Origin of the sequence: Pseudomonas benzenivorans (assembly GCF_033547155.1) — a bacterium.
Lineage (GTDB): Bacteria > Pseudomonadota > Gammaproteobacteria > Pseudomonadales > Pseudomonadaceae > Aquipseudomonas > Aquipseudomonas benzenivorans_B.
Window position 1 is genome coordinate 2,035,910 of the sequence record NZ_CP137892.1, and the last position, 22,035, is coordinate 2,057,944.

Sequence of the window (22,035 nt, forward strand, 5' to 3'; positions counted from 1 at the left end):
GTTCGGCGGGGCGTGCGAATGGGCTCAGTCGCGGCGGTGCACCGACTGCCCGGCGGCGTAGGTCTCCTTCACCGCGCGATCGTCGCCGAGCATGGTGAGGGCGAACAGTTTCTCGGCCAGGGTCTTGGCCTGCTGCATGCGGTAGCTGATCAGCGGGGTGGCGTTGTAGTCCAGCACCACGAAGTCGGCGTCCTTGCCGCTGGCGAAGTTGCCGATCTTGTCGTCCAGGTACAGCGCGTTGGCGCCGCCCAGAGTGGCCAGATACAGCGACTTGAAGGGGTCGAGCTTCTTGCCCTGCAGCTGCATGACCTTGTAGGCCTCGTTCAGCGACTGCAACTGGCTGAAGCTGGTGCCGGCGCCGACGTCGGTGCCCAGGCCGACCCGCACGCCGTGCGCCTCCAGCTTGTTCAGGTCGAACAGGCCGCTGCCGAGGAACAGGTTGGAGGTGGGGCAGAAGGCCACGGCCGAACCGGTCTCGGCCAGGCGTCGGCACTCCTCGTCACACAGGTGTACGCCGTGGGCGAACACCGAGCGGGCACCGATCAGTCGATGGTGGTCGTAGACGTCCAGGTAACCCTGACGCTCGGGGAAGAGCGCCTTCACCCACTCGATCTCCTTGCGGTTCTCGGACAGGTGGGTGTGCATGTACAGGTCCGGGTACTCGTTGAAGAGCTTGCCGGCCAGCGCCAGCTGTTCCGGCGTGCTGGTGGGGGCGAAACGCGGGGTCACCGCATAGTGCAGGCGGCCCTTGCCGTGCCAGCGCTCGATCAGCTCCTTGCTGTCGGCGTAGCCGGACTCCGGCGTATCGGTCAGGTAGTCCGGGGCGTTGCGGTCCATCAGCACCTTGCCGGCGATCATCCGCAGGTTCAGCGCCTGGGCCGCCTCGAAGAAGGCATCCACCGACTGCTTGTGCACGCTGCCGAACACCAGGGCGGTGGTGGTGCCGTTGCGCAGCAGCTCCTTGAGGAAGATGCCGGCCACATCGCCGGCATGGGCCTTGTCGGCGAACTGGCGCTCGGTGGGGAAGGTGTAGGTGTTCAGCCAGTCCAGCAGCTGTTCGCCGTAGGAGGCGATCATGCCGGTCTGCGGGTAATGGATGTGGGTGTCGATGAAGCCGGGGGTGATCAGGGCGTCGCGGTATTCGACGACCTCCACATCCTTGAGCGTGGGCAGCAGCTCGGCGGCATGACCGACCCGGGCGATGTGCCCATCCTCGACCAGCAGCAGGCCATCCTCGAAGTACTCATAGGATTGCTCGACCCCGACCACGGCGGGGTCGGCGAGGCTGTGCAGGATGGCGGCGCGGTAGGCTTTCAGGTGGCTGGACATCTGATACGTCTCGATCTCGGTTGGGTCGGGGCGTCTGCGCCCCTGGCTAAGGTGATGTTGGCGGCGTACCGCCTAGGATTGGGCGCGGCGCGAGCTGGGCAGCAGCTTGGCGATGCTCGGCTGGCCTTTCTTCACGTCCTGACCGAAGGCGGCGTTGTAGGTGGCGATCACCTCGCCGGCGATGGACACGGCGATCTCCACCGGCAGCTTGCCTTTCACCTCGGCCAGGCCCATGGGGCAGCGCATGCGGGCCATCGTCTCGGGGGCGAAGCCGCGCTCGCGCAGGCGGTGTTCGAACTTGACGCGCTTGGTCTGCGAGCCGATCAGGCCGTAGTAGGCGAAATCGTTACGCTTGAGGATGGCGGCGGTCAGCTCCAGGTCGAGCTGGTGATTGTGGGTCATGACGATGTAGTAGCTGCCGGCCGGCATGCTATCGACCTCGTCGACCACCTCGTCGTTGACCACCTTGTCCACCCCGGCGGGAAGCTGTGCGGGGAATTCGTTTTCCCGCGAATCGATCCAGCGTACCTTGCACGGCAGGCTGGCGAGCAGCGGCACCAGGGCGCGGCCGACATGGCCGGCGCCGAACACGGCGATCTGCGCCTGGGGCTGGCCCATGGGCTCGAACAGCAGCACGGTGGCGCCACCGCAGCACTGGCCGAGGCTGGCGCCGAGGCTGAAACGCTCCAGGCGGGTGTCCTGGCTGCGGCTCTCGAGCATCTCGCGGGCCAGTTGCATGGCCTTGTATTCCAGGTGGCCGCCGCCGATGGTCTCGAAGATGCGCTCGGCGGTGACCACCATCTTCGAGCCGGCGTTGCGCGGTGTCGAGCCGCGCTCCTCGATGATGGTCACCAGTACGCAGGGTTGCCCCTGCTGCTGCAGTTCGGCCAATGCGCTGATCCAGCTCATTTGCTCAGCCTCCAGGTCGGCGGCGTCTGTCCCGGGCGCGGCAGGCGCCAGTTGCTCGGCGACGGGTCCAGAATCGGCACCGGCGTCGGGCGTGCGGGTCGGCTATTGGGTTCGGTGTGTTTTGTCATTGTTTTACACCCGTTTCGTTCAGGTCGTGGAGCGGATGTCGCTTGGCCCATCCGCCCCACGAGAGTTGGCGTTATGCCGGCTCGGCCTCGCTAGCGGCGGCGGCTTTGGCCGTCTGCTGCAGCTTCCTCATCTGCTCCACGCCCCAGAGCACGCGCTCCGGGGTGGCCGGGGCGTCGATCAGCGGCTGTACCCGGTAGTCGGCCAGGCTGGCCACCGCGTCCTTGATCGCACACCACACGGCGATGCCGAGCATGAATGGCGGCTCGCCCACGGCCTTGGAGTGGAACACCGTGTCTTCCGGATTCTTGCGGTTCTCCACCAGCTTGACCCGCAGGTCCAGGGGCATGTCGGCGATGGCCGGGATCTTGTAGCTGGCCGGGCCATTGGTCATCAGCTTGCCCCTGGCGTTCCACACCAGCTCTTCCATGGTCAGCCAGCCCATGCCCTGGACGAAGGCGCCCTCGACCTGGCCGATGTCGATGGCCGGGTTCAGCGAGGCGCCGACGTCGTGCAGGATGTCGGTGCGCAGCATCTTGTATTCGCCGGTCAGGGTGTCGACCAGCACCTCGGCGCAGGCGGCGCCGTAGGCGAAGTAGTAGAAGGGCCGGCCGGCGGCCTTGTCGCGGTCGTAGTAGATCTTCGGCGTGCGGTAGAAGCCGGTGCTGGAGAGCGAGACCTGGGCGAAGTAGGCCTTCTGGATCAGCTCCTCGAACGACAGGTACTGGTCGCGCACCCGCACCTGGCCGTTGCGGAATTCCACGTCTTCCGGGGTGACCTTGTACTCGCGCACCAGGAAGTCCACCAGGCGCTGCTTGATGGTCTCGGCGGCGTTCTGCGCGGCCTTGCCGTTGAGGTCGGCGCCGCTGGAGGCCGCGGTCGGCGAGGTGTTGGGCACCTTGTCGGTGTTGGTCGCGGTGATCTGGATGCGCGAGATATCGACCTGGAACACCTCGGCGACCACCTGGGCGACCTTGGTGTTGAGGCCCTGGCCCATCTCGGTGCCGCCGTGGTTCAAATGGATGCTGCCGTCGGTGTAGACATGGATCAGCGCGCCGGCCTGGTTGAGGAAGGTGGCGGTGAAGCTGATGCCGAATTTCACCGGGGTCAGCGCCAGGCCCTTCTTCAATACCGGGCTGTTTGCGTTGAAGGCGCGGATGGCTTCGCGGCGCTGGGCATACTCGGCGCTGGCCTCCAGTTCGGCGGTCATCTCGGCGAGCATGTTGTGCTCGACGGTCTGGTGGTAGTGGGTGACGTTGCGCTCCTCCTTGCCGTAGTAGTTGCGCTTGCGTACCTCCAGCGGGTCCTTGCCGAGCGTGCGGGCGACGTGGTCCATCACCTGCTCGATGGCGACCATGCCCTGGGGGCCGCCGAAGCCGCGGTAGGCGGTGTTGGAGGCGGTGTTGGTCTTGCAGCGATGGCCGTTGATGGTGGCGTTGCCGAGGAAGTAGGCGTTGTCGGAGTGGAACATCGCGCGGTCGACGATGGAACCGGACAGGTCCGGCGAATAGCCGCAATTGCCGGCCAGCTCCATCTGGATGCCGTGCAGCAGGCCGTCGTCGTCGAAGCCCACGTCGTACTCGACATAGAAGGGGTGGCGCTTGCCGGTGATGCTCATGTCTTCCATGCGCGGCAGGCGCATCTTGGTCGGCCGCCCGGTGAGGTGGGCGATCACCGCACAGAGGCAGGCCGGACCGGCGGCCTGAGTTTCCTTGCCGCCGAAGCCGCCGCCCATGCGGCGCATGTCGATGACGATCTTGTGCATGGGCACGCCGAGCACCTCGGCGACCAGTTTCTGCACTTCGGTGGCGTTCTGCGTCGAGGTGTAGACGATCATGCCGCCATCTTCGGTAGGCATCACCGAGGAGATCTGCGTCTCCAGGTAGAAGTGCTCCTGACCGCCGATATGCAGCTTGCCCTGCAGGCGGTGCGGTGCGCTGCTCAGGGCCGCGGCGGAGTCGCCGATGCGGTGCTGGTGGCTGTCCAGCACGAAATGCTTCTTGCGCAGCGCTTCTTCCACGTCGAGCACCGGCTCCAGGTCCTCGTACTCGACGATGGCCGCCATGGCCGCCTTGCGTGCGGTCTCCAGGCTGTCGGCGCCGACCGCGAGCACCACCTGGCCAACGTATTCGACCTTGCCGTCGGCCAGCAGCGGGTCGCCGGCCACCACCGGGCCGATGTCCAGCTGGCCGGGCACGTCCTGGGCGGTGATGGCGATGGCCACCCCGGGAATCGCGTAGCAGGGGCTGGTGTCGATCCTGACGATGCGCGCGTGGGCGCGGTCGCTCATGCGCGCATAGACATGCAACTGGTTGGGGAATTCCAGACGGTCGTCGACGTAGACCGCCTCGCCGGACACGTGCTTCTCGGCGCTCTCGTGCTTGACGCTGCGGCCGACCCCGGTGGTGATGCCGGCGCGGAACAGTTCGGCCAGCTCGGCCTGGGTCTTCGGGGTAGTGTGATGGTTAGACATAGGCGGTCACCCGGGTTTCGACTTCGGGAGCGTTGAGCTCGAGGAAGAATTTGCGCAACAGGTTCTGCGCGGTGAGCAGGCGATATTCCTTGCTGGCGCGGAAGTCGCTGAGCGGGGTGAAGTCCTCGGCCAGGGCGGTGCAGGCGCGCTCGATGACCTCTGGATACCAGCCGGCGCCGACCAGCGCGGCCTCGCAGGCGGCGGCACGCTTGGGGATGGCGGCCATGCCGCCGAAGGCGATGCGGGCTTCGCGCACCACACCGTCCTCGATCACCAGGTTGAAGGCGGCGCAGACGGCGGAGATATCGTCGTCCAGGCGCTTGGACACCTTGTAGGCGCGGAACGCCTGGTTGGCCCGGGCGCGCGGCACGACGATCTTCTCGATAAACTCGGCTTCCTCGCGGGCGGTGACCTTGTAGTCGAGGAAGTAGTCCTCCAGGGCCAGGGTGCGGGTGCTGTTGCCCTTGCGCAGGACGATCTGTGCGCCCAGGGCGATCAGCAGCGGCGGGGCGTCGCCGATGGGCGAGGCGTTGCCGATATTGCCGCCCAGGGTGCCCTGGTTGCGGATCTGCAGCGAGGCGAAGCGGTGCAACAGCTCGCCGAAGTCCGGGTACTCCTTGGCCAGGGCGGCGTAGCAGTCGGACAGGGCGGTAGCGGCGCCGATCTCGATGCTGTCGGCGGTCACGTCCACCCGTTTCATCGACTCGATATGACCGACGTAGATCATCACCGGCAGTTCGCGATGGAACTGGGTGACTTCCAGGGCCAGGTCGGTGCCACCGGCGAGCAGGCGTGCCTGCGGGTTGGCGGCGTAGAGGTCGGCCAGATCGGCGACGGTCAGCGGCAGCAGGCAACGCTTGTCGCCACTGTTCAGCTCGGCGGTCTCGCGCGGGGCGATGGCCTTCAGTTGGGCCACGGTCTCGGCCTCGAAGGCGTCGAACTGGTCGGGTTGCTTCTGGCAGCAGGCCTGTTCGGCGGCGTCGATGATCGGCCGGTAGCCGGTGCAGCGGCACAGGTTGCCGGCCAGGGCTTCGAGGGTCTGCCCCTTGTCGAAGCCGGTGGAATTCTTCTGCAGGGCGAACAGCGACATGACGAAACCGGGGGTGCAGAAGCCGCATTGCGAGCCATGGCAGTCGACCATGGCCTGTTGCACGCTGTGCAGCCTGCCCTGGTGCTTGAGGTCTTCGACGGTGATCAGCTGCTTGCCGTGCAGGCTGGAGACGAAGGTCAGGCAGGAGTTCAGGGTGCGGTAGCGGATGCGTTCGCCGTCCAGTTCGCCGACCACCACGGTGCAGGCGCCGCAGTCGCCGGAGGCGCAACCTTCTTTGGTGCCGGGCTTGCCGAGGTGCTCGCGCAGGTAGTTGAGCACGGTGACATTAGGATCGAGTCGCTGCTCTGTGCGCAGCTCCCGGTTGAGTAAAAACTGGATCAAGGACGACCTCCAGGCACTTTATTGTTCTTTACGAGCGACTCGTAGCGGGCGGACGAATAACGGTTGCGCGGCATTTCCGCCCGTTCTGTCATGGGGCAAATCTAGAGTTTTCTGACTTTTGGGTCAACAAATATTTGACCCGCTGGTCAGGAGGTTGTCATGCGATTCGGTTATGAGGCGAACCGCGCGCGCTGGATCTAGTTAGAGGCTAGCCCGTTCCATGACGCTGACCTCCGAATCCGAGGGGCGGGCCGAGCCGGGCCGGCGGTGCAGTCGGGTGTCAGGGTGCGCGCGTCCGTCCCTTCGTGCCATTGGCCACCGGGCGCCCTGTGCTACACTCGCGCCCCGCGCCAGCCTCTCCAGCGCCGGCACGGCGGGGCTATGGCGTCGTTATCGTCTGCCCCGCAAGGTCCATGGAGCCCAAGGAAAATCATGACGTTCAAGGCCTCGGACAGCCTCGCCGAACAGATCGCCCATTACCTCGCGGAACGCATCATTCGTGGTGAGATGAAGGCGTGCGAGCGGATTCAGGAGCAGAAGGTCACCCAGGCGCTCAACGTCAGCCGCGGTTCGGTGCGCGAGGCCTTGCTGATACTCGAGCGCCGTCACCTGGTGGTGATCCTGCCGCGCCGCGGCGCCCAGGTCAGCGAACTGACGCCGCACAAGGTCAAGAGCCTGTATGCCTTGGTCATGGAGCTGTATATCCTCCTGGCCCGCGCCGTGGCCGACGGCTGGCGAGACGACGGCGACCTCGCGCCTTTCCTGGCCATCCAGCAGCGGCTGATGGAGAGCCAGCGCAACGAGGACATAGACGCCTTCGTCGAGCACAGCTTCGATGTCATGCGCCTGGCCTTTCCCTTCGCCGACAACCCCTATCTGCAGGAAACCGTGGAGAACCTGCTGCCGGCGATCAGCCGCACCTATCACCTGGCGCTGGAACGGCGCAAAGGCGAGATGGCGCAGTTTCTCGAGATATTCGCCCAGTTGCTGCAGGCGATAGTCGAGCGCGATCACGGGCGCGCCCGCGAGCTGCTGCTCGGCTACGGCGAGCACAACTGCCAACTGGTCCTGGCGACCCTGGCCGAGCGTTAACCCATGCGCCTGAAGTGCATCAAGCTGGCCGGCTTCAAGTCCTTCGTCGACCCGACCACCGTGAGCTTTCCGAGCAACATGGCGGCGGTGGTGGGGCCCAATGGCTGCGGCAAGTCCAATATCATCGACGCCGTTCGCTGGGTGATGGGCGAAAGTTCGGCGAAGAACCTCCGGGGCGAGTCGATGACCGACGTCATCTTCAACGGCTCCAACACACGCAAGCCGGTGACCCAGGCCAGCATCGAACTGGTCTTCGACAACTCCGATGCCACCCTGGTGGGCGAATACGCCGGCTATAACGAGATTTCCATCCGCCGCCGGGTGACCCGCGACAGCCAGAACACCTATTTCCTCAACGGCACCAAGTGCCGTCGCCGCGACATCACCGACATCTTCCTGGGTACCGGCCTGGGCCCGCGCAGCTACTCGATCATCGAGCAGGGCATGATCAGCAAGCTGATCGAGGCCAAGCCCGAGGACCTGCGCAACTTCATCGAGGAGGCCGCCGGCATCTCCAAGTACAAGGAGCGCCGCCGCGAGACCGAGAACCGCATCCGCCGCACCCACGAGAACCTGGCCCGCCTGACCGACCTGCGCGAGGAGCTGGAGCGCCAGCTCGAGCGCCTGCAGCGCCAGGCCCAGGCGGCGGAGAAGTACCAGCAGTACAAGGCCGAGGAGCGACAGCTCAAGGCCCAGCTCACCGCTCTGCGCTGGCAGGCGCTGAACGAGCAGGTGGGCCAACGCGAGGCGGTGATCGGCAATCAGGAGGTCAGTTTCGAGGCGCTGGTCGCCGAGCAGCGCAATGCCGATGCCAGCATCGAGCGCCTGCGCGACGGTCACCACGAGCTCTCCGAGCGCTTCAACCTGGTGCAGGGGCGTTTCTATTCGGTCGGCGGCGATATCGCCCGCATCGAGCAGAGCATCCAGCACGGCCAGCAGCGCCTGCGCCAGCTGCAGGACGATCTGCGCGAGGCCGAGCGGGCGCGCCAGGAGACCGAGTCGCACCTGGGGCACGACCGCACCCTGCTGGCCACCCTGGGCGAAGAGCTGGCCATGCTCGAACCCGAGCAGGAGCTGAGCAGCGCCGCCGCCGAAGAGGCCGCCGCGGCCCTGGAGGAGGCCGAGAGCGCCATGCACGGCTGGCAGGAGCAGTGGGACGGCTTCAATCAGCGCAGCGCCGAGCCGCGCCGCCAGGCCGAGGTGCAGCAGTCGCGCATCCAGCAGCTGGAGCAGAGCCTGGAGCGTCTGGCCGAACGCCAGCGGCGCCTGGGCGACGAATTGCAGCAGCTGGTCGCCGACCCCGAAGACGCGGCGATCATCGAACTGGGCGAGCAGATCGCCGCCGCCGAGCTGGAGCAGGAGCAGCTGCAGGCGGACGAGCAGCAGCAGGCCGAGCGCCTGCAGCAGTTGCGCGATGAATTGCAGCAGACCGGTCAGGCGCAACAGCAGGCCCAGGGCGAGCTGCAGCGCCTGCAGGGGCGCCTGGCTTCGCTGGAAGCCTTGCAGCAGGCGGCGCTCGATCCGGGGGCGGGGGCTGTGGACTGGCTGCGCGAGCAGCAGCTGAGCGAGCGCCCGCGCCTGGCCGAGGGCTTGCGGGTCGAGCCGGGCTGGGAGCTGGCGGTGGAAACCGTGCTCGGCGCCGACCTGCAGGCGGTGTTGCTGGACGACTTCGCCGGTCTGGATTTCACCGGCCTGAGCCAGGGCGAGCTGCGCCTGGTCAGCTCCGCTGCCGGTACGGCCAGGATGGCCGGCAGCCTGCTGGACAAGGTCGAGGCGAGCGTCGACCTGGCGCCCTGGCTGGCCAGGGTCAGGTCGGTGGCGTCCCTGGAGGAGGCTCTGGCGGGGCGGGCGGCGCTGGCCGAGGGCGAGAGCCTGGTCAGTCGCGACGGCTACTGGGTCGGCCGGCACTTTCTGCGGGTGCGCCGCGCCGGCGAGGCGGAGAGTGGCGTGCTGGCCCGTGGCCAGGAGCTGGAGCGCCTGGGGCGGGAGCGCGACGAGCGTGAGGCCGCCCTGGAGCTGCTCGACGAGCGCCTGCTGGCGCTGCGCGATACCCAGCGCCAGCAGGAGGAGCGCCGCGAACAGCAACGCCGCCAGCTGCAGGAGCGCACCCGTGCGCTAGGCGAACTCAAGGCCCTGCTGTCTGCGGGCCAGGCCAAGGCCGAGCAGCTTACCCTGCGTCGCCGCCGGCTCGAGGGTGAACAGGCCGAACAGGCCGAGCAGCGCGAGTTGGAGCAGGAGCAATTGGGCGAGGCACGGCTGCAGCTGCAGGACGCCCTGGACGCCATGGCCCTCGACAACGAGCAGCGCGAGACCCTGCTGGCCAGCCGCGACGCCCTGCGCGAGCGGCTCGATCGCGTGCGTCAGGAGGCGCGTCAACACAAGGATCATGCCCACCAGCTGGCCGTGCGCCTGGGCTCCCTGCGAGCCCAGCACGACTCCACCCGCCAGGCCCTGGAGCGCCTGGAGCTGCAGGCCGAGCGCCTGCACGAGAAGCGCGAGCAGCTCAGTCTCAACCTGGAGGAGGGCGAGGCACCGCTGGAGGAGCTGCGCCTCAAGCTCGAGGAGCTGCTCGAGCGCCGTCTGGGCGTGGAGGAGGAGCTCAAGCACGCCCGCCTGGCCCTGGAGGACGCCGACCGTGAACTGCGCGACGCGGAAAAGCGCCGCAGCCAGGCCGAACAGCAAGCCCAGCTGCTGCGTGGTCAGCTCGAACAGCAGCGCCTGGAGTGGCAGTCGCTGAACGTGCGGCGCAAGGCCCTGCAGGATCAGCTGGCCGAGGACAGTTACGACCTGCACGGCGTGCTCGCCAGCCTGCCCATGGAGGCCAGCGAGCAGGCCTGGGAGGAGGAGCTGGAGCGCCTCGCCGGGCGCATTCAGCGCCTGGGGCCGATCAACCTGGCGGCCATCGACGAGTACCAGCAGCAGTCCGAGCGCAAGCGCTACCTGGATGCCCAGGACGCCGACCTGGTCGAGGCCCTGGATACCCTGGAAAACGTCATCCGCAAGATCGACAAGGAAACCCGCAACCGCTTCAAGGAGACCTTCGATCAGATCAACTCTGGCCTGCAGACCCTGTTCCCCAAGGTGTTCGGCGGGGGCAATGCCTACCTGGAGCTCACCGGCGAAGACCTGCTGGACACCGGCGTGACCATCATGGCGCGGCCGCCGGGCAAGAAGAACAGCACCATCCACCTGCTGTCGGGCGGCGAGAAGGCGCTGACCGCGCTGGCCCTGGTGTTCGCCATCTTCCAGCTCAACCCGGCGCCGTTCTGCATGCTCGACGAGGTGGATGCGCCGCTGGACGACGCCAACGTCGGCCGTTATGCCCGTTTGGTCAAGGAAATGTCGGAGAAGGTGCAGTTCATCTATATCACCCACAACAAGATCGCCATGGAGATGGCCGATCAGCTGATGGGCGTTACCATGCACGAGCCGGGGTGCTCGCGCCTGGTGGCGGTGGATGTGGAGGAGGCGTTGGCCATGGTCGAGGCCTGAGAAGGCTGGGCGTGCAACAATCGCGCTGCACGGCCAGCTGTTATAACGACCTGTCGGCTGTGTAAAGTTGCCTTTCGTCGTGCTAGCTTATTGCGCACTTTTATCGCACGTGGAAAACGCCTGACAGAACATGGAGTTGGCGCCGCGTTTCAAGGTCATCGAAGTAAGGGCGGGATGCTCTTTTTTACGTAGAAAATTCATTAGGGGTCAGGGTATTTCATGGAATTCGGTCTGCGCGAGTGGCTGATCGTCATCGGTATCATCGTCATTGCCGGCATCTTGTTCGATGGCTGGCGGCGCATGCGTGGCGGTAAGGGCAAGTTGAAATTCAAGCTCGACCGGAGCATGGCCGGCGGAGTGGACGATGAGGGCGATCCCGATCTGCTCGGCCCGCCACGGGTCGTTCAGCGTCAGCAGGAGCCTTCGCTGGACGAGCACGACCTGCCGGCCATGAGCGCCCGTGAGTCGAGTCGGCGCCGCTCCAACGAGCCGCGCCAGGGTGACCTGAATCTGGACCTGGACGAGCCGGTGCCGACCCTGCTCAGCCCCGTCGACCAGGGGGCCCCGGAGGCCCATAACGGCGCCAAGAAAAACGTCGGCAAAGAGCCGGCGGCGGTGGAAGAAGTCCTGGTGATCAACGTGGTCGCCCGGGATGATGGAGGGTTCAAGGGCCCGGCCCTGTTGCAGAACATCCTCGAGAGCGGCCTGCGCTTCGGCGAAATGGACATCTTCCATCGTCACGAGAGCATGGCCGGCAACGGCGAGGTGCTGTTCTCCATGGCCAACGCGCTCAAGCCAGGCACTTTCGATCTGGACGATATCGAGGGTTTCAGCACCCGCGCAGTGAGCTTCTTCCTCGGCCTGCCGGGGCCGCGCCACCCGAAGCAGGCGTTCGACGTGATGGTCGCCGCCGCGCGCAAGTTGGCTCACGAGCTGAACGGCGAATTGAAGGACGACCAGCGCAGCGTGATGACTGCCCAGACCATCGAACACTACCGCCAGCGCATCGTCGAGTTCGAGCGCAAGCAGTTGACCGGTAAACGCTAAGTAGCAATTGTGTCGCGAAAAGAGCAGCCCAGGCTGCTCTTTTCGTTTGAGAGATGAGCCCCATGACCGACGCCGCCCCCTCCGCCCAGAGTGCCGCCAAACGCATCGCCCAGTTGCGCAGCGAGCTGGATGAGCACAACTACCGCTACCACGTGCTCGACGAGCCGAGCATTCCGGATGCCGAGTACGACCGCCTTTACCATGAGCTCAAGGCCCTGGAGGCCGAACACCCCGAGCTGATCACCCCGGACTCACCGACCCAGCGGGTCGGCAGCCTGGCGCTCAGTGCCTTCGGCGAGGTCCGGCACGAGGTGCCGATGCTCAGTCTCGGCAACGCCTTCGAGGAAGGCGACCTGCTGGATTTCGACCGCCGCGTGCGGGAGGGGCTGGATCTGCCGGCCGGCGACCATAGCGGGGACCTGTTCGCCGAAGGCGTCGACGTGGAGTACAGCTGCGAACCCAAGCTGGACGGCCTGGCCGTCAGCCTGCTGTACGAGCGGGGGCAGTTGGTCCGCGGTGCCACCCGCGGCGACGGCAGCACCGGCGAGGACATCAGCGCCAACGTGCGCACCATACGCAACATCCCGCTGCGCCTGCACGGCAGCGGTTGGCCCGAAGTGCTCGAGGTACGCGGCGAGGTGTTCATGTCCAAGGCCGGTTTCGAGGCCTTGAATGCGCGCCAGGCGGAGAGTGGCGGCAAGACCTTCGCCAACCCGCGCAATGCCGCGGCCGGCAGCCTGCGCCAACTGGACCCGAAGATCACCGCCAGTCGCCCGCTGGAGCTGTGCGCCTACGGCATCGGCCGGGTCGAGGGCGAACTGCCGCAGACCCATATCGGCATCCTCCAGGCGCTCAAGGGCTGGGGCCTGCCGATCAGCCGTGAGCTGAAGCTGGCCAAGGGCGCACAGCAGTGCCTGGACTACTACCGCGCCATAGGCGAGCGCCGCGAGACGCTGCCCTATGAAATCGACGGCGTGGTGTTCAAGGTCAACAGCCTGGCCTCTCAGCGCGAGCTGGGTTTTCGCGCCCGCGAGCCGCGTTGGGCGATCGCCCACAAGTTCCCGGCGATGGAGGAGCTGACCGAGCTGCTCGCCGTCGAGTTTCAGGTCGGGCGCACCGGGGCGGTGACCCCGGTGGCGCGCCTGCAGCCGGTGAAGGTGGCCGGCGTCACGGTGTCCAATGCGACCCTGCACAACATGGACGAGGTGGCGCGATTGGGGCTGATGGTCGGCGATACGGTGATCATCCGCCGCGCCGGCGACGTGATTCCCCAGGTGGTGCAGGTGGTGCGCGAGCGCCGCCCGGCCGATGCCCGTGCCGTGCAGGTGCCCGAGCAGTGCCCGGTGTGTGGCTCGCGGGTCGAGCGCACCCAGCTGGTCAAGCGCAGCAAGGGGCGGGAGACCCTCAGCGAGGGGGCGGTGTACCGTTGTGTCGGCCGCCTGGCCTGCGCTGCCCAGCTCAAGCAGGCGATCATCCATTTCGTCTCGCGCCGCGCCATGGACATCGAGGGCCTCGGCGAGAAAAGCGTCGAGCAGCTGGTCGACGAGGGCCTGGTGCGCTCGCCGGCGGATCTCTACAGCCTGACCTTCGAGCAGATCGTCGGCTTGGAGGGCTTCGCCGAGCTGTCGAGCAACAACCTGCTGGCCGCCATCGCCGACAGCCGCACGCCGAGCCTGGCGCGTTTCATCTACGCCCTGGGCATCCCCGATGTCGGCGAGGAAACCGCTAAGTTGTTGGCCCGTGCCCTGGGCTCGCTCGCGCGCATCCAGCGGGCGCTGCCGGAGGTGCTGACCTACCTGCCGGATGTCGGCCTGGAGGTCGCCCACGAGATTCGCAACTTCTTCGCCGACGGCCACAACCAGCAGGTGATCCGCGACCTGCTGGCCCGTGGCATCGCCTTGCAGGAGGAGGGCGAGCTCGGCGCCGAGTTCGCCGCCTGCGCCACATTGGAGGGGCTGCTCGACAAGCTGAATATCGCCGGCATCGCCGCCACCGGGGCGAGGAAGCTGGCCGAGAAGGGCGGTAGCCTCGACGGTGTGATCGCCCTCAGTCAGGACTGGCTGGAGCTGAGCGTGATGAAGGGGCTCAACGAGAAGGCCAAGCAGGCCCTGCGCGAGCACTTCGCGGTGCCGGCCAACGTTGAGCGGGCCCGGACGATCGAGGCGCAGCTGCGTGAGTTCGGCATGCACTGGCAGAGCGAGCGCAAGGCCGTGGAGGGGCTGCCCCTGGCCGGGCAGACCTGGGTCCTGACCGGTAGCCTAGAGGTCATGAGCCGCGACGTCGCCAAGGACAAACTGGAAAGCCTGGGCGCCAAGGTGGCCGGCTCGGTGTCGGCCAAGACCACCTGCGTGGTGGCCGGGCCGGGGGCCGGCTCGAAGCTGGCCAAGGCCCAGGAACTGGGGCTGCGGGTGCTGGACGAGGCGGAGTTTCTTGCGGAGCTGAGCCGCCTGGGCTAGGCCTGTAGGGTGCGCTGCGCGCAGCAACCGCGCTCTGCCGGCGGTACCCGCTGGATGAAGAGGGCGCCATCCACTCTACGGGCTATGGCAGCGTCGACGGGCGGGCCAGGTCTGCCGCGAGGGGTCAGGCCCTGACGCCGCGAAGCAGGCCTTCGATCACCTTCTGCGAGGAATCCTTCCCGGCCGAGACGAGACCGCCGGGCTGTTCGCCGCGATTCGACTGGCGATACTCGCTGGGGGTGCAGCCGTTGTACTGCTTGAAGGACCGGGCGAAGTAGGACGGGTCCTTGAAGCCGGCCTCGTAACCGATGCTGGTGATGGGCATCTGGCTGTTGTCGAGCAGCTCCCTGGCGAAGTCCATGCGCTTGCCGAGGATGTAGTCCATGAAACCGACGCCCATGACCTCCTTGAACAGGCGGCTGAAGCGAAAACTGGTCATCCCGCAACGCTGCGCCAGCGCCTTCTGGTCGATGTTCTCGCGAAAATGCTCATCTATGTATTGCAGGACCTTGTTCAACGCCCGGTGCTTCTGGTGCGCAGCGGTCATGCGGATGCTATCGGGAACGCTCGGATAACGTTCGACCAGGGGCTTCTTGCCCTGGCTGACGGCGCTGCGGCGCAGTTCGCACAGTTGCATCAGGGAGCGCAGGTAGCGGTTCTTCTCGGCAGCGCTCAGGGGCAGCACCATGTACTCCCAAACCCGCGAGCGCATGGCCCACACGGCCAGTTCCTCGGAGTGCTGCACGGTGAACATGGTGATCGGGATGGAGGGCACGCAGCGTTTGACCTCCAGCAGCAGGTTGAGGCCGAGGGCGTCCGGGCGGTCGAAATGCATGCAGATCATGTCCGGCTGTTGCGCGCTGGCCCGCTGAGGCATGGCGGTCGCCTCGGCCAGGCGGCACTCGCAAATGCCGCGAAAATGCGCGATCAGGTCGGCAACCGATCGGTCGTGTGTCATGTCGAGCCATAACAGGAATGGCTTGGTGGCCGAGTTAGACATCGCTTCTTAGCTCTGCGCCTTAGTTGTGTCCCCACCTCGAAGTATTGTCAGAATGCCAGTACTGTAAAGATCAACTCTCGATAAAGCGCAGGCTTCTTAGACTTTTGGGTTCTGTATACAGGCTCGAGCCAATGACTGTGCGGCTTTCCTCTGTCTGGCGATTTCGATCTTTTTCGGATTGCTTCGCCGCTTGCGAATCTTCTTAGGACGTATTAGCAAGTCCTTCTCGCGCAAAGGCATTTTCCACGTACTGCCGGGTGCTGCGGTTCTGCACGCCGTTTCGCCTGCGCCGCAAAATAGTCCTAGTGTTCCGCAAAACTCTTCTAACCCTCGGGCCGCACCCTTACTAGGGTTCGAGTCAGGCGGGGCAAGAAGTGCCGCCGGTTTCCTGGAAGAGCGACTTTCTAGTGAGGTGGGCAAAATGACTTTTCAAGCAATCAAGACTTCGATGATGAAGTTCGTAAAAGACGAAGAGGGCCTGACCATCGTGGAGTATGCGGTGGCTGGTGGGCTGGTGACGCTAGGCGCTGTAGGTGCTTTCGTGCTTCTGGGGGGCAGTGTGGCAACAGCAATTGAATGTCTGGACGACGCAGTCAATGGTGTTGATTGCACACCGTAATTCTTAAAAAGTGATGTAGCGATGTTCATGGAGCAGATGGTCCCCGTCATTGTGCTACTAGGGCTGCTGGGCATAGCGGTGGCGAGCGATCTGCGCCGCCACCGCATTCCCAACCTCCTGGTTGTACTGGGCCTCGCCCTGGGGCTTGCCGGCCAGGCTTATTCGGGTGGATTAGGTGGCCTGGGCGATGGAACGCTGGGGCTGCTGGTCGGCTTCGGGGTGTTTCTTCCGCTCTATGCCCTGGGCGGCATGGCCGCCGGCGACGTCAAGCTGATGGCCATGGTCGGCGCCTTTCTTACTCCGAGTGGAGCACTCTGGGCGGCGCTGTTCAGCCTGCTGGCCGGCGGCCTGTGCGGCTTTCTGATCGTGCTGGTGCGCGGGCAACTGCTGCAGACCCTGGGACGTTACGGACTGATGCTCAAGGCCCGGGCCTACCTGGCGCCGGCGGCGGACGAAGTGGCCGGCAAGCCTTTTCCCTATTCGGTGGCGATTCTGCTGGGCACGTTCGCCAGCCTGTATTGGCTGTAAACCGTCTTATTGTTCTGGAGGCCCGTGATGTACGCCATTAGCGACAGCGACGCCTACCCCAGCCAGCGCGAGGCGGTGCAGCGGCTGGCCCCGCAACCGCGGACGGTGCGCGAGACCGGCCTGGCAGACAGCTTTCTCGGTGACCTGGTGTGCAAGCACCTGCACGATGCCGGCGTGCTGGATATGCCGAGGCTGGTGGAGCGCCTGGCGCTGACCGGTTCGGTGCTCGAAGAGGTGCTCGGCTTCCTGCGCAAGGACGGGCGCATCGAAGTGCTGGGGCAAACCGGTGGCCAGGCGCTGCGCTATGGCTTGACCGAGCGCGGTCGCAGCAGCGCCCGCGACGCCCTGGCCCGCAGCGGTTATATCGGCGCGGCGCCCTACCCGGTGAGCAGCTACCGCTCCCTGCTCAAGCTGCAGACCATCCACCACGGTCGTATCACCGCCAGCGATATGCACGCGGCCTTCGCCGAAGTGGTGCTGTCGGAGGCCATGCTCGATCAACTGGGCGCGGCGATGAATTCCGGACGGGCCGTGATGATCTATGGTCCGGCGGGTACCGGCAAGACCTATATCAGCTCGCGGCTGATCGGGCTGTTCGCCGAGGCGGTCTGGGTGCCTCATGCCATCGCGATCAACGAGGCGGTGGTGGAGATCTACGACCCGCAGGTGCATCAGCGCCTGGAGGATCAGGGCCAGCAAAAGAACCTGATGCTCAACCAGGGCATTGATCGCCGGCTGCTGTGCTGCAAGCGGCCGGTGGTGATCACCGGCGGCGAGTTGAGCATGGAGCAACTGGACATCCGCTACGACGCCTTCAGCCGTCAATACCAGGCGCCGTTGCAACTCAAGGCCAGCAACGGCCTGTTCATCATCGACGACATGGGCCGTCAGCGCGTCGAGCCGGCGCAGCTGCTCAACCGCTGGATAGTGCCGATGGAGGAGAAGCGCGACTTCCTCAACCTCGGCGGCGGCCGCCACTGCGAGCTGCCCTTCGACCTGATCCTGGTGTTCTCGACCAATCTCAACCCGCTGGAGTTGGCCGACGAGGCCTTCCTGCGGCGCATCGGCTACAAGCTGCACTTCGACTACCTCACGCCCGATCAATACACGCGCATCTGGCGCCAGGAGTGCGACCGCCTGGGCATCGCCTACGACGAGGCATTGCTGGGCTTCGTACTGCAGGGCTTGTACGAGGTCGAGGGGATGCCGCTGGTGCCCTGCCACCCCCGCGACCTGCTCGGCATGGCGCTGGATCGCCAGCGCTACCAAGACGGCGCCGGCCCGCTGTCGCCAGGCGAACTGGAGTGGGCCTGGCGCAACTACTTCGTCCAGCTCGACTTTCTCGGCTAAGGAGATACTGACATGAGTGCGCGAACTCTTACCCTGGTGGCCCTGTCCCTAATCCTCGGCCTGGGCGCGGCGTGGATGGCCAACAACTGGCTCAGTGCCCGGCTGAACGCCAGCCCGGACGACAACCTGCAGAACGTGGTGGTGGCCACTGTGGAGATACCCTTCGGCCAGATGGTCGAAGCCCAGCACGTGACCCTGGTGCGCATGCCCAAGGGCACGGCGCCGGACGATGCCTTCGACGCCCCCGACAAGGTGGTGGGCAAGATCGCCACCTTCGGCATGCTGCGCGGCGACATAGTGCGCGGTGCGCGGCTGGCCGAGCACCTGGGCGGCAGCACCCTGGCCTCGCTGATCGAGTCGAACAAGCGCGCCATCTCGGTGCGGGTGGACGATGTGGTCGGAGTCGGCGGCTTCCTGTTGCCGGGCAACCGAGTCGATGTCCTGGCCACCAAGAAAAGCGCCGGCAACGGCAACGAGGCCGAATCGAAGACCATCCTCGAAGACCTGCGAGTGCTGGCGGTCGACCAGACCGCCAGCACCGACAAGACCCAGCCGGTGGTGGTGCGTGCGGTGACGCTGGAGATGACCAGCGAGGAGGCCGAGGTGCTGGTCAAGGCGCAGACCGAAGGCAAGCTGCAACTGGCCCTGCGCAACCCGCTGAACAACGAGAAGAAGCCGGAAGTCGTCGAGGAGCCGGCGGCCGTGGCAGCGGCGCCGGCACCTAGTCCGGCTCCGGTGAAGCGCGTGGTGCGGCGCAGCTCCGGCGGCGGAGGTGTGACCATCATTCGTGGCACCGAGGTGAAGGTGGCCAAGGTGCATCTCTAGGAGTCGTTTGCCACTGGCATATGGCCGGCTAGCCTTCTGGCATGGTCGAGCAAAAGACCTTTCAGGCAAGGAGAAGGATATGCAAAGCATTCGGAAAATCGCTTGCGCGTTGGTGCTGCTCGGTACCTGCTCGCCGCTCGTGCCCCTGATGGCGGCGGAAGCGTCGCCTGGGGTTGCAGCCATGCCGGCGGCCAACACCAGCAACGTCCAGGTGCCGATCTACAAGTCGCGGGTACTCACCACCCGCGCACCGGTCAAGAAGGTCTCGGTGGGCAACCCGGAGATCGCCGACATCCTGATCACCAGCCCCTCCGAGGTCTACCTGCTCGGACGTTCCCTGGGCAGCACCAACGTGCTGCTCTGGGATGGCAGGAACCGCCTGATCGACAGCCTCGACCTCGAGGTGGTGCACGACCTCGGCGGATTGAAGGGCAAGCTCCATCAACTGATGCCCAACGAGCGCATCGAGGTGTTCAGCGCCCAGGGCGCGCTGGTGCTGCGCGGCCAGGTGAGCAGCGCGGCGGCGGCGGATACCGCGGTCAAGCTGGCCAAGACCTACACCGCGCAGACCGCCAGCGTGGTCCAGGGCGAGGGTGAGGCAGCCGCCGCGGCGCCGACCCAGTCGCTGGAAGTGATCAATCTGTTGACCGTCGGCGGCAGCCAGCAGGTGATGCTGGAGGTCAAGGTGGCGGAGATGCAGCGCAGCCTGGTCAAGAGCCTCAACGTGCGCTTCAACGCGCTGGACTTCGGCTCTTCCAGCCGTTGGTCCGGCGGTGGCTTCAACGGCGGAGTCGGGCCTGGCGGCATCCCGATCGGCCTGGTTCCCGATCCGCTGAACGACGGGTTTATCATTCCCGACCCGACCAGCCTGATCGGAAGCGGCAAGGGCATCTTCGCCCAGTTCCTCTCCGACGAGTTCCTCTTCAATGTGGTGCTGGAGGCGTCCAAGGACAACGGCTCGGCCAAGGTGCTGGCGGAGCCGACCCTGACCACCCTGACCGGACAGCAGGCGGAGTTCATCTCCGGCGGCGAGTTCCCCATCCCGGTATCCGACGACGATGGCATCACCATCGAGTTCAAGGAGTTCGGCGTGGGGGTCAAGTTCCTCCCGGTGGTGCTCGACTCCGGGCGCATCAACCTCAACCTGAATGTCTCGGTCAGCGAGCTGGTGGCGGCCAATAGCCTGGTGGTGCAGACGGGGGACGCCGTAGAGACATCATTGTTGGTGCCGGCACTGACCAAGCGCAGCGCGCAGTCCACCGTCGAACTGGGCAACGGCCAGACCATCGCCATCGCCGGTTTGATCAGCGAGAACACCCGCGACTTCGTCAGCCGCTTCCCCGGCCTGGGCGATATACCGGTGCTCGGCCACCTGTTTCGCAGCCAGGAGTTCGTCAATGGCGAAACCGAGCTGGTGATCCTGGTGACGCCGCATCTGGCCAAGCCGATAGACGCCAGAAGCGTGCGCCTGCCCACCGAGAAGTTCGTCGAACCGAGCGACCTGGATTTCTATCTGCTCGGCAAGACCAAGGGGCGTCAACCGGGGCGGCGGGTGCCTGTCAGTCTTGGGGTCAGCGAGGGCAGTTTCGGTCATGACCTGAATTAGCGGCTAAGGGAGCAAGAGCTTTCTGGTGACGGGTGAACGCCTGCAAAGCAGGCCGCCGCGACATCGAATTATTGGAGGTAGCGAAGATGAAAACCATGATTCCCCTGTGCACGCTGGCATTCGCCCTGGCCGGATGCATGACCTATGAGGAGGGGCGGGTAGGGCCGCTCGGCAGTACGGTCTACGACGTCCACTATCAGCAGATCGCCGACAAGCAGCAGGCGGCGGCCCCCGGTACTGAGGTCTCCGCGACCGGCACCGACGGCCCGTTGACGGAAAAGGTCATGGATGGCTATCGCGGGGTGACCGGCGATGCGCAGCAGGTCGGCCAGCCCATCCAGATCAACATCAATAACTGAGGGCGGATCATGAACCCCCGTATGCAACGGCCGTTCACCACGTTGCCGCATGGCCAGCGGGGCGCAGTGATGGTGCTGGTCGTGGTGGCGTTGGCATCCATGCTGCTGATGTCCGCCCTGGCGCTGGACGGTGGGCACATGCTGCTGAACAAGGCGCGGCTGCAGAATGCGGTGGACGCCGCCGCTCTCAGCGGGGCCAAGACCCTGAGTCAGGTCATGGGCACCGGGAACGCGTCCAGTCAGACGCGGGATGCCGCATTGAACACCCTGTCGCTCAATGCCAACGCCAGTGGCAACGGCGAGCTGGCGGCGGCCATCACGGCGGCCGGTGGCGTCGGTGCCTTCGCCCAGGTGGAGTTGGCCACCGATGTCGAAGGGCCGTTTGCCTTCCCCGGGCCGGTGGATGCCCGTTTCGTGCGGGTAACGGTGGCGGACTACGCGTTGCCCGGCTTCTTCTGGGGTTTCGCCCAGGCGTTCGGCGCGGGCGGCCTCGCCGACAAGGCGGTGGCGGCCATCGCCACTGCCGGGCCGAGCCAGACCGCTCCCTGCGATCTGGCGCCCTTGATGGTTTGTGGTGATGAGAACCAGTACGACCCGAGTACGGGCATGTTCTGGGGCTACCGCTTTGGCGACCTGGAGGTGTTGAAGAGCGCGGCGGGCAACGCCCCGGCGATCGGCCCCGGCAACTTCCAGCTGATCCGCCTGGGCGACAACACCGGCGCGGCGGATATCCGCGAGGCCCTGGCCGGCGGCATCGATCAGTGCCTGACCCCGGGCGAGCCCGTGGAAACCGAGCCGGGCAACACCGTCGGGCCTGTGGCCCAGGGGCTGAACACCCGCTTCGGCCAGTATTCCGGGCCGATCAGCCCCGGTGACTATCCGCCGGACAAGGTGATCAGCTTCACCACACCGCGGATGACCTACAACGATAGCACCTCGCCGCCGCGGGTGGAGCACCAGAACCAGCCGGTCACCTCGAACGACGGCGACCTGGCGACGGCCAGCAGGAACTTGCTCGACTACAACGACTGGGTGCAGAGCGTCGCCAATTGCCCCAGCGGCTGCGAAGCCAACGGCGTGCTGGAGCGGCGGGTGCTGAAGATAGTGGTAGGCAATTGCGATGGCGTTTCCGGCGGGCAGACCTCGGTGCCGGTACTGGGTTACGGCTGCTTCTTCCTGGTGCAGACCGTCAGCCAGCAGGGCAACCAGGCGCAGATATTCGGCCAGTTCGTCACGGATTGCGCAGGGGATAGCGTGCCGGGGCCCGTGGTGGACGACGTGGGGCCGAAGGTCATCCAGTTGTACAAGACCTATCTGACGCCCACGACGCCGAGCCCCGATTCCTAGGTGGGCAGGCAGCGGCGCCTGCAGGGCCGGATGCGTGGGACTTGC

The 22,035-nt window shown here is 65.9% G+C and carries 16 protein-coding genes; 11 read left to right on the top strand and 5 right to left on the bottom strand.

Annotated features, from left to right (window positions below; all coding sequences use genetic code 11):
* Positions 1-24: 24 nt before the first annotated feature.
* The 4 genes from guaD to xdhA all read right to left on the bottom strand — a co-directional run bounded on the left by guaD (position 25) and on the right by xdhA (position 6,269).
* Positions 25-1,329 carry a guanine deaminase gene (gene guaD / locus SBP02_RS09250; protein WP_318646092.1) on the bottom strand — a complete coding sequence of 435 codons (1,305 nt, stop codon included), beginning with the start codon at positions 1,327-1,329 and terminating at the stop codon, positions 25-27.
* 72 nt (positions 1,330-1,401) lie between these two features.
* Positions 1,402-2,238 (bottom strand): xanthine dehydrogenase accessory protein XdhC, encoded by an 837-nt coding sequence (xdhC, locus tag SBP02_RS09255; RefSeq protein ID WP_318646093.1) that lies wholly within the window; start codon positions 2,236-2,238, stop codon positions 1,402-1,404.
* A 199-nt stretch (positions 2,239-2,437) separates the two neighbouring features.
* A complete protein-coding gene (xdhB, locus tag SBP02_RS09260; protein ID WP_318646094.1) occupies positions 2,438-4,837 on the bottom strand; it encodes a xanthine dehydrogenase molybdopterin binding subunit in 2,400 nt (799 codons plus the stop codon).
* Entirely contained in the window at positions 4,830-6,269 is a 1,440-nt protein-coding gene (gene xdhA / locus SBP02_RS09265) for a xanthine dehydrogenase small subunit (RefSeq protein ID WP_318646095.1), read from the bottom strand. Before xdhA ends, xdhB begins: the two co-directional genes overlap by 8 nt.
* Before the next feature lie 432 nt (positions 6,270-6,701).
* On the opposite strand from xdhA, the gene SBP02_RS09270 reads away from it, so the two are divergent.
* The 4 genes from SBP02_RS09270 (at position 6,702) to ligA (ending at position 14,356) form a co-directional block, all read left to right on the top strand.
* Positions 6,702-7,361, top strand: a complete 660-nt coding sequence (locus SBP02_RS09270; protein WP_318646096.1) for a GntR family transcriptional regulator — start codon at positions 6,702-6,704, stop codon at positions 7,359-7,361.
* A gap of 3 nt (positions 7,362-7,364) precedes the next feature.
* Positions 7,365-10,853 (top strand): chromosome segregation protein SMC, encoded by a 3,489-nt coding sequence (gene smc / locus SBP02_RS09275; RefSeq protein WP_318646097.1) that lies wholly within the window; start codon positions 7,365-7,367, stop codon positions 10,851-10,853.
* A gap of 219 nt (positions 10,854-11,072) precedes the next feature.
* Positions 11,073-11,900 carry a cell division protein ZipA gene (gene zipA, locus SBP02_RS09280; RefSeq protein WP_318646098.1) on the top strand — a complete coding sequence of 276 codons (828 nt, stop codon included), beginning with the start codon at positions 11,073-11,075 and terminating at the stop codon, positions 11,898-11,900.
* Between the two features lie 62 nt (positions 11,901-11,962).
* Positions 11,963-14,356, top strand: a complete 2,394-nt coding sequence (gene ligA / locus SBP02_RS09285) for an NAD-dependent DNA ligase LigA (protein WP_318646099.1) — start codon at positions 11,963-11,965, stop codon at positions 14,354-14,356.
* 124 nt (positions 14,357-14,480) lie between these two features.
* Here the strand turns inward: ligA and SBP02_RS09290 are convergent, their stop codons facing one another.
* On the bottom strand, positions 14,481-15,356 hold the full coding sequence (locus SBP02_RS09290) for a response regulator transcription factor (protein WP_318646100.1): 876 nt from the start codon (positions 15,354-15,356) through the stop codon (positions 14,481-14,483).
* 421 nt (positions 15,357-15,777) lie between these two features.
* Here SBP02_RS09290 and SBP02_RS09295 point away from each other — a divergent pair, with 421 nt between their 5' ends.
* The 7 genes from SBP02_RS09295 to SBP02_RS09325 all read left to right on the top strand — a co-directional run bounded on the left by SBP02_RS09295 (position 15,778) and on the right by SBP02_RS09325 (position 21,990).
* Complete coding sequence (locus SBP02_RS09295) at positions 15,778-15,975, top strand: Flp family type IVb pilin (RefSeq protein WP_318646101.1); 198 nt, start codon at positions 15,778-15,780, stop codon at positions 15,973-15,975.
* Positions 15,976-15,996: 21 nt separating this feature from the next.
* Positions 15,997-16,503 (top strand): A24 family peptidase, encoded by a 507-nt coding sequence (locus SBP02_RS09300; RefSeq protein WP_318646102.1) that lies wholly within the window; start codon positions 15,997-15,999, stop codon positions 16,501-16,503.
* A 27-nt stretch (positions 16,504-16,530) separates the two neighbouring features.
* The gene (locus SBP02_RS09305) at positions 16,531-17,853 is read left to right on the top strand and encodes a P-loop NTPase family protein (RefSeq protein WP_318646103.1); all 1,323 of its coding nucleotides are present in this window, start codon (positions 16,531-16,533) and stop codon (positions 17,851-17,853) included.
* A 12-nt stretch (positions 17,854-17,865) separates the two neighbouring features.
* Entirely contained in the window at positions 17,866-18,678 is an 813-nt protein-coding gene (cpaB, locus tag SBP02_RS09310; RefSeq protein ID WP_318646104.1) for a Flp pilus assembly protein CpaB, read from the top strand.
* Positions 18,679-18,757: 79 nt separating this feature from the next.
* The gene (locus tag SBP02_RS09315; RefSeq protein ID WP_318646105.1) at positions 18,758-20,284 is read left to right on the top strand and encodes a type II and III secretion system protein family protein; all 1,527 of its coding nucleotides are present in this window, start codon (positions 18,758-18,760) and stop codon (positions 20,282-20,284) included.
* Between the two features lie 86 nt (positions 20,285-20,370).
* The gene (locus tag SBP02_RS09320; RefSeq protein ID WP_318646106.1) at positions 20,371-20,643 is read left to right on the top strand and encodes a hypothetical protein; all 273 of its coding nucleotides are present in this window, start codon (positions 20,371-20,373) and stop codon (positions 20,641-20,643) included.
* Positions 20,644-20,649: 6 nt separating this feature from the next.
* Positions 20,650-21,990 carry a pilus assembly protein TadG-related protein gene (locus SBP02_RS09325; protein ID WP_318646325.1) on the top strand — a complete coding sequence of 447 codons (1,341 nt, stop codon included), beginning with the start codon at positions 20,650-20,652 and terminating at the stop codon, positions 21,988-21,990.
* Positions 21,991-22,035 lie beyond the last annotated feature (45 nt).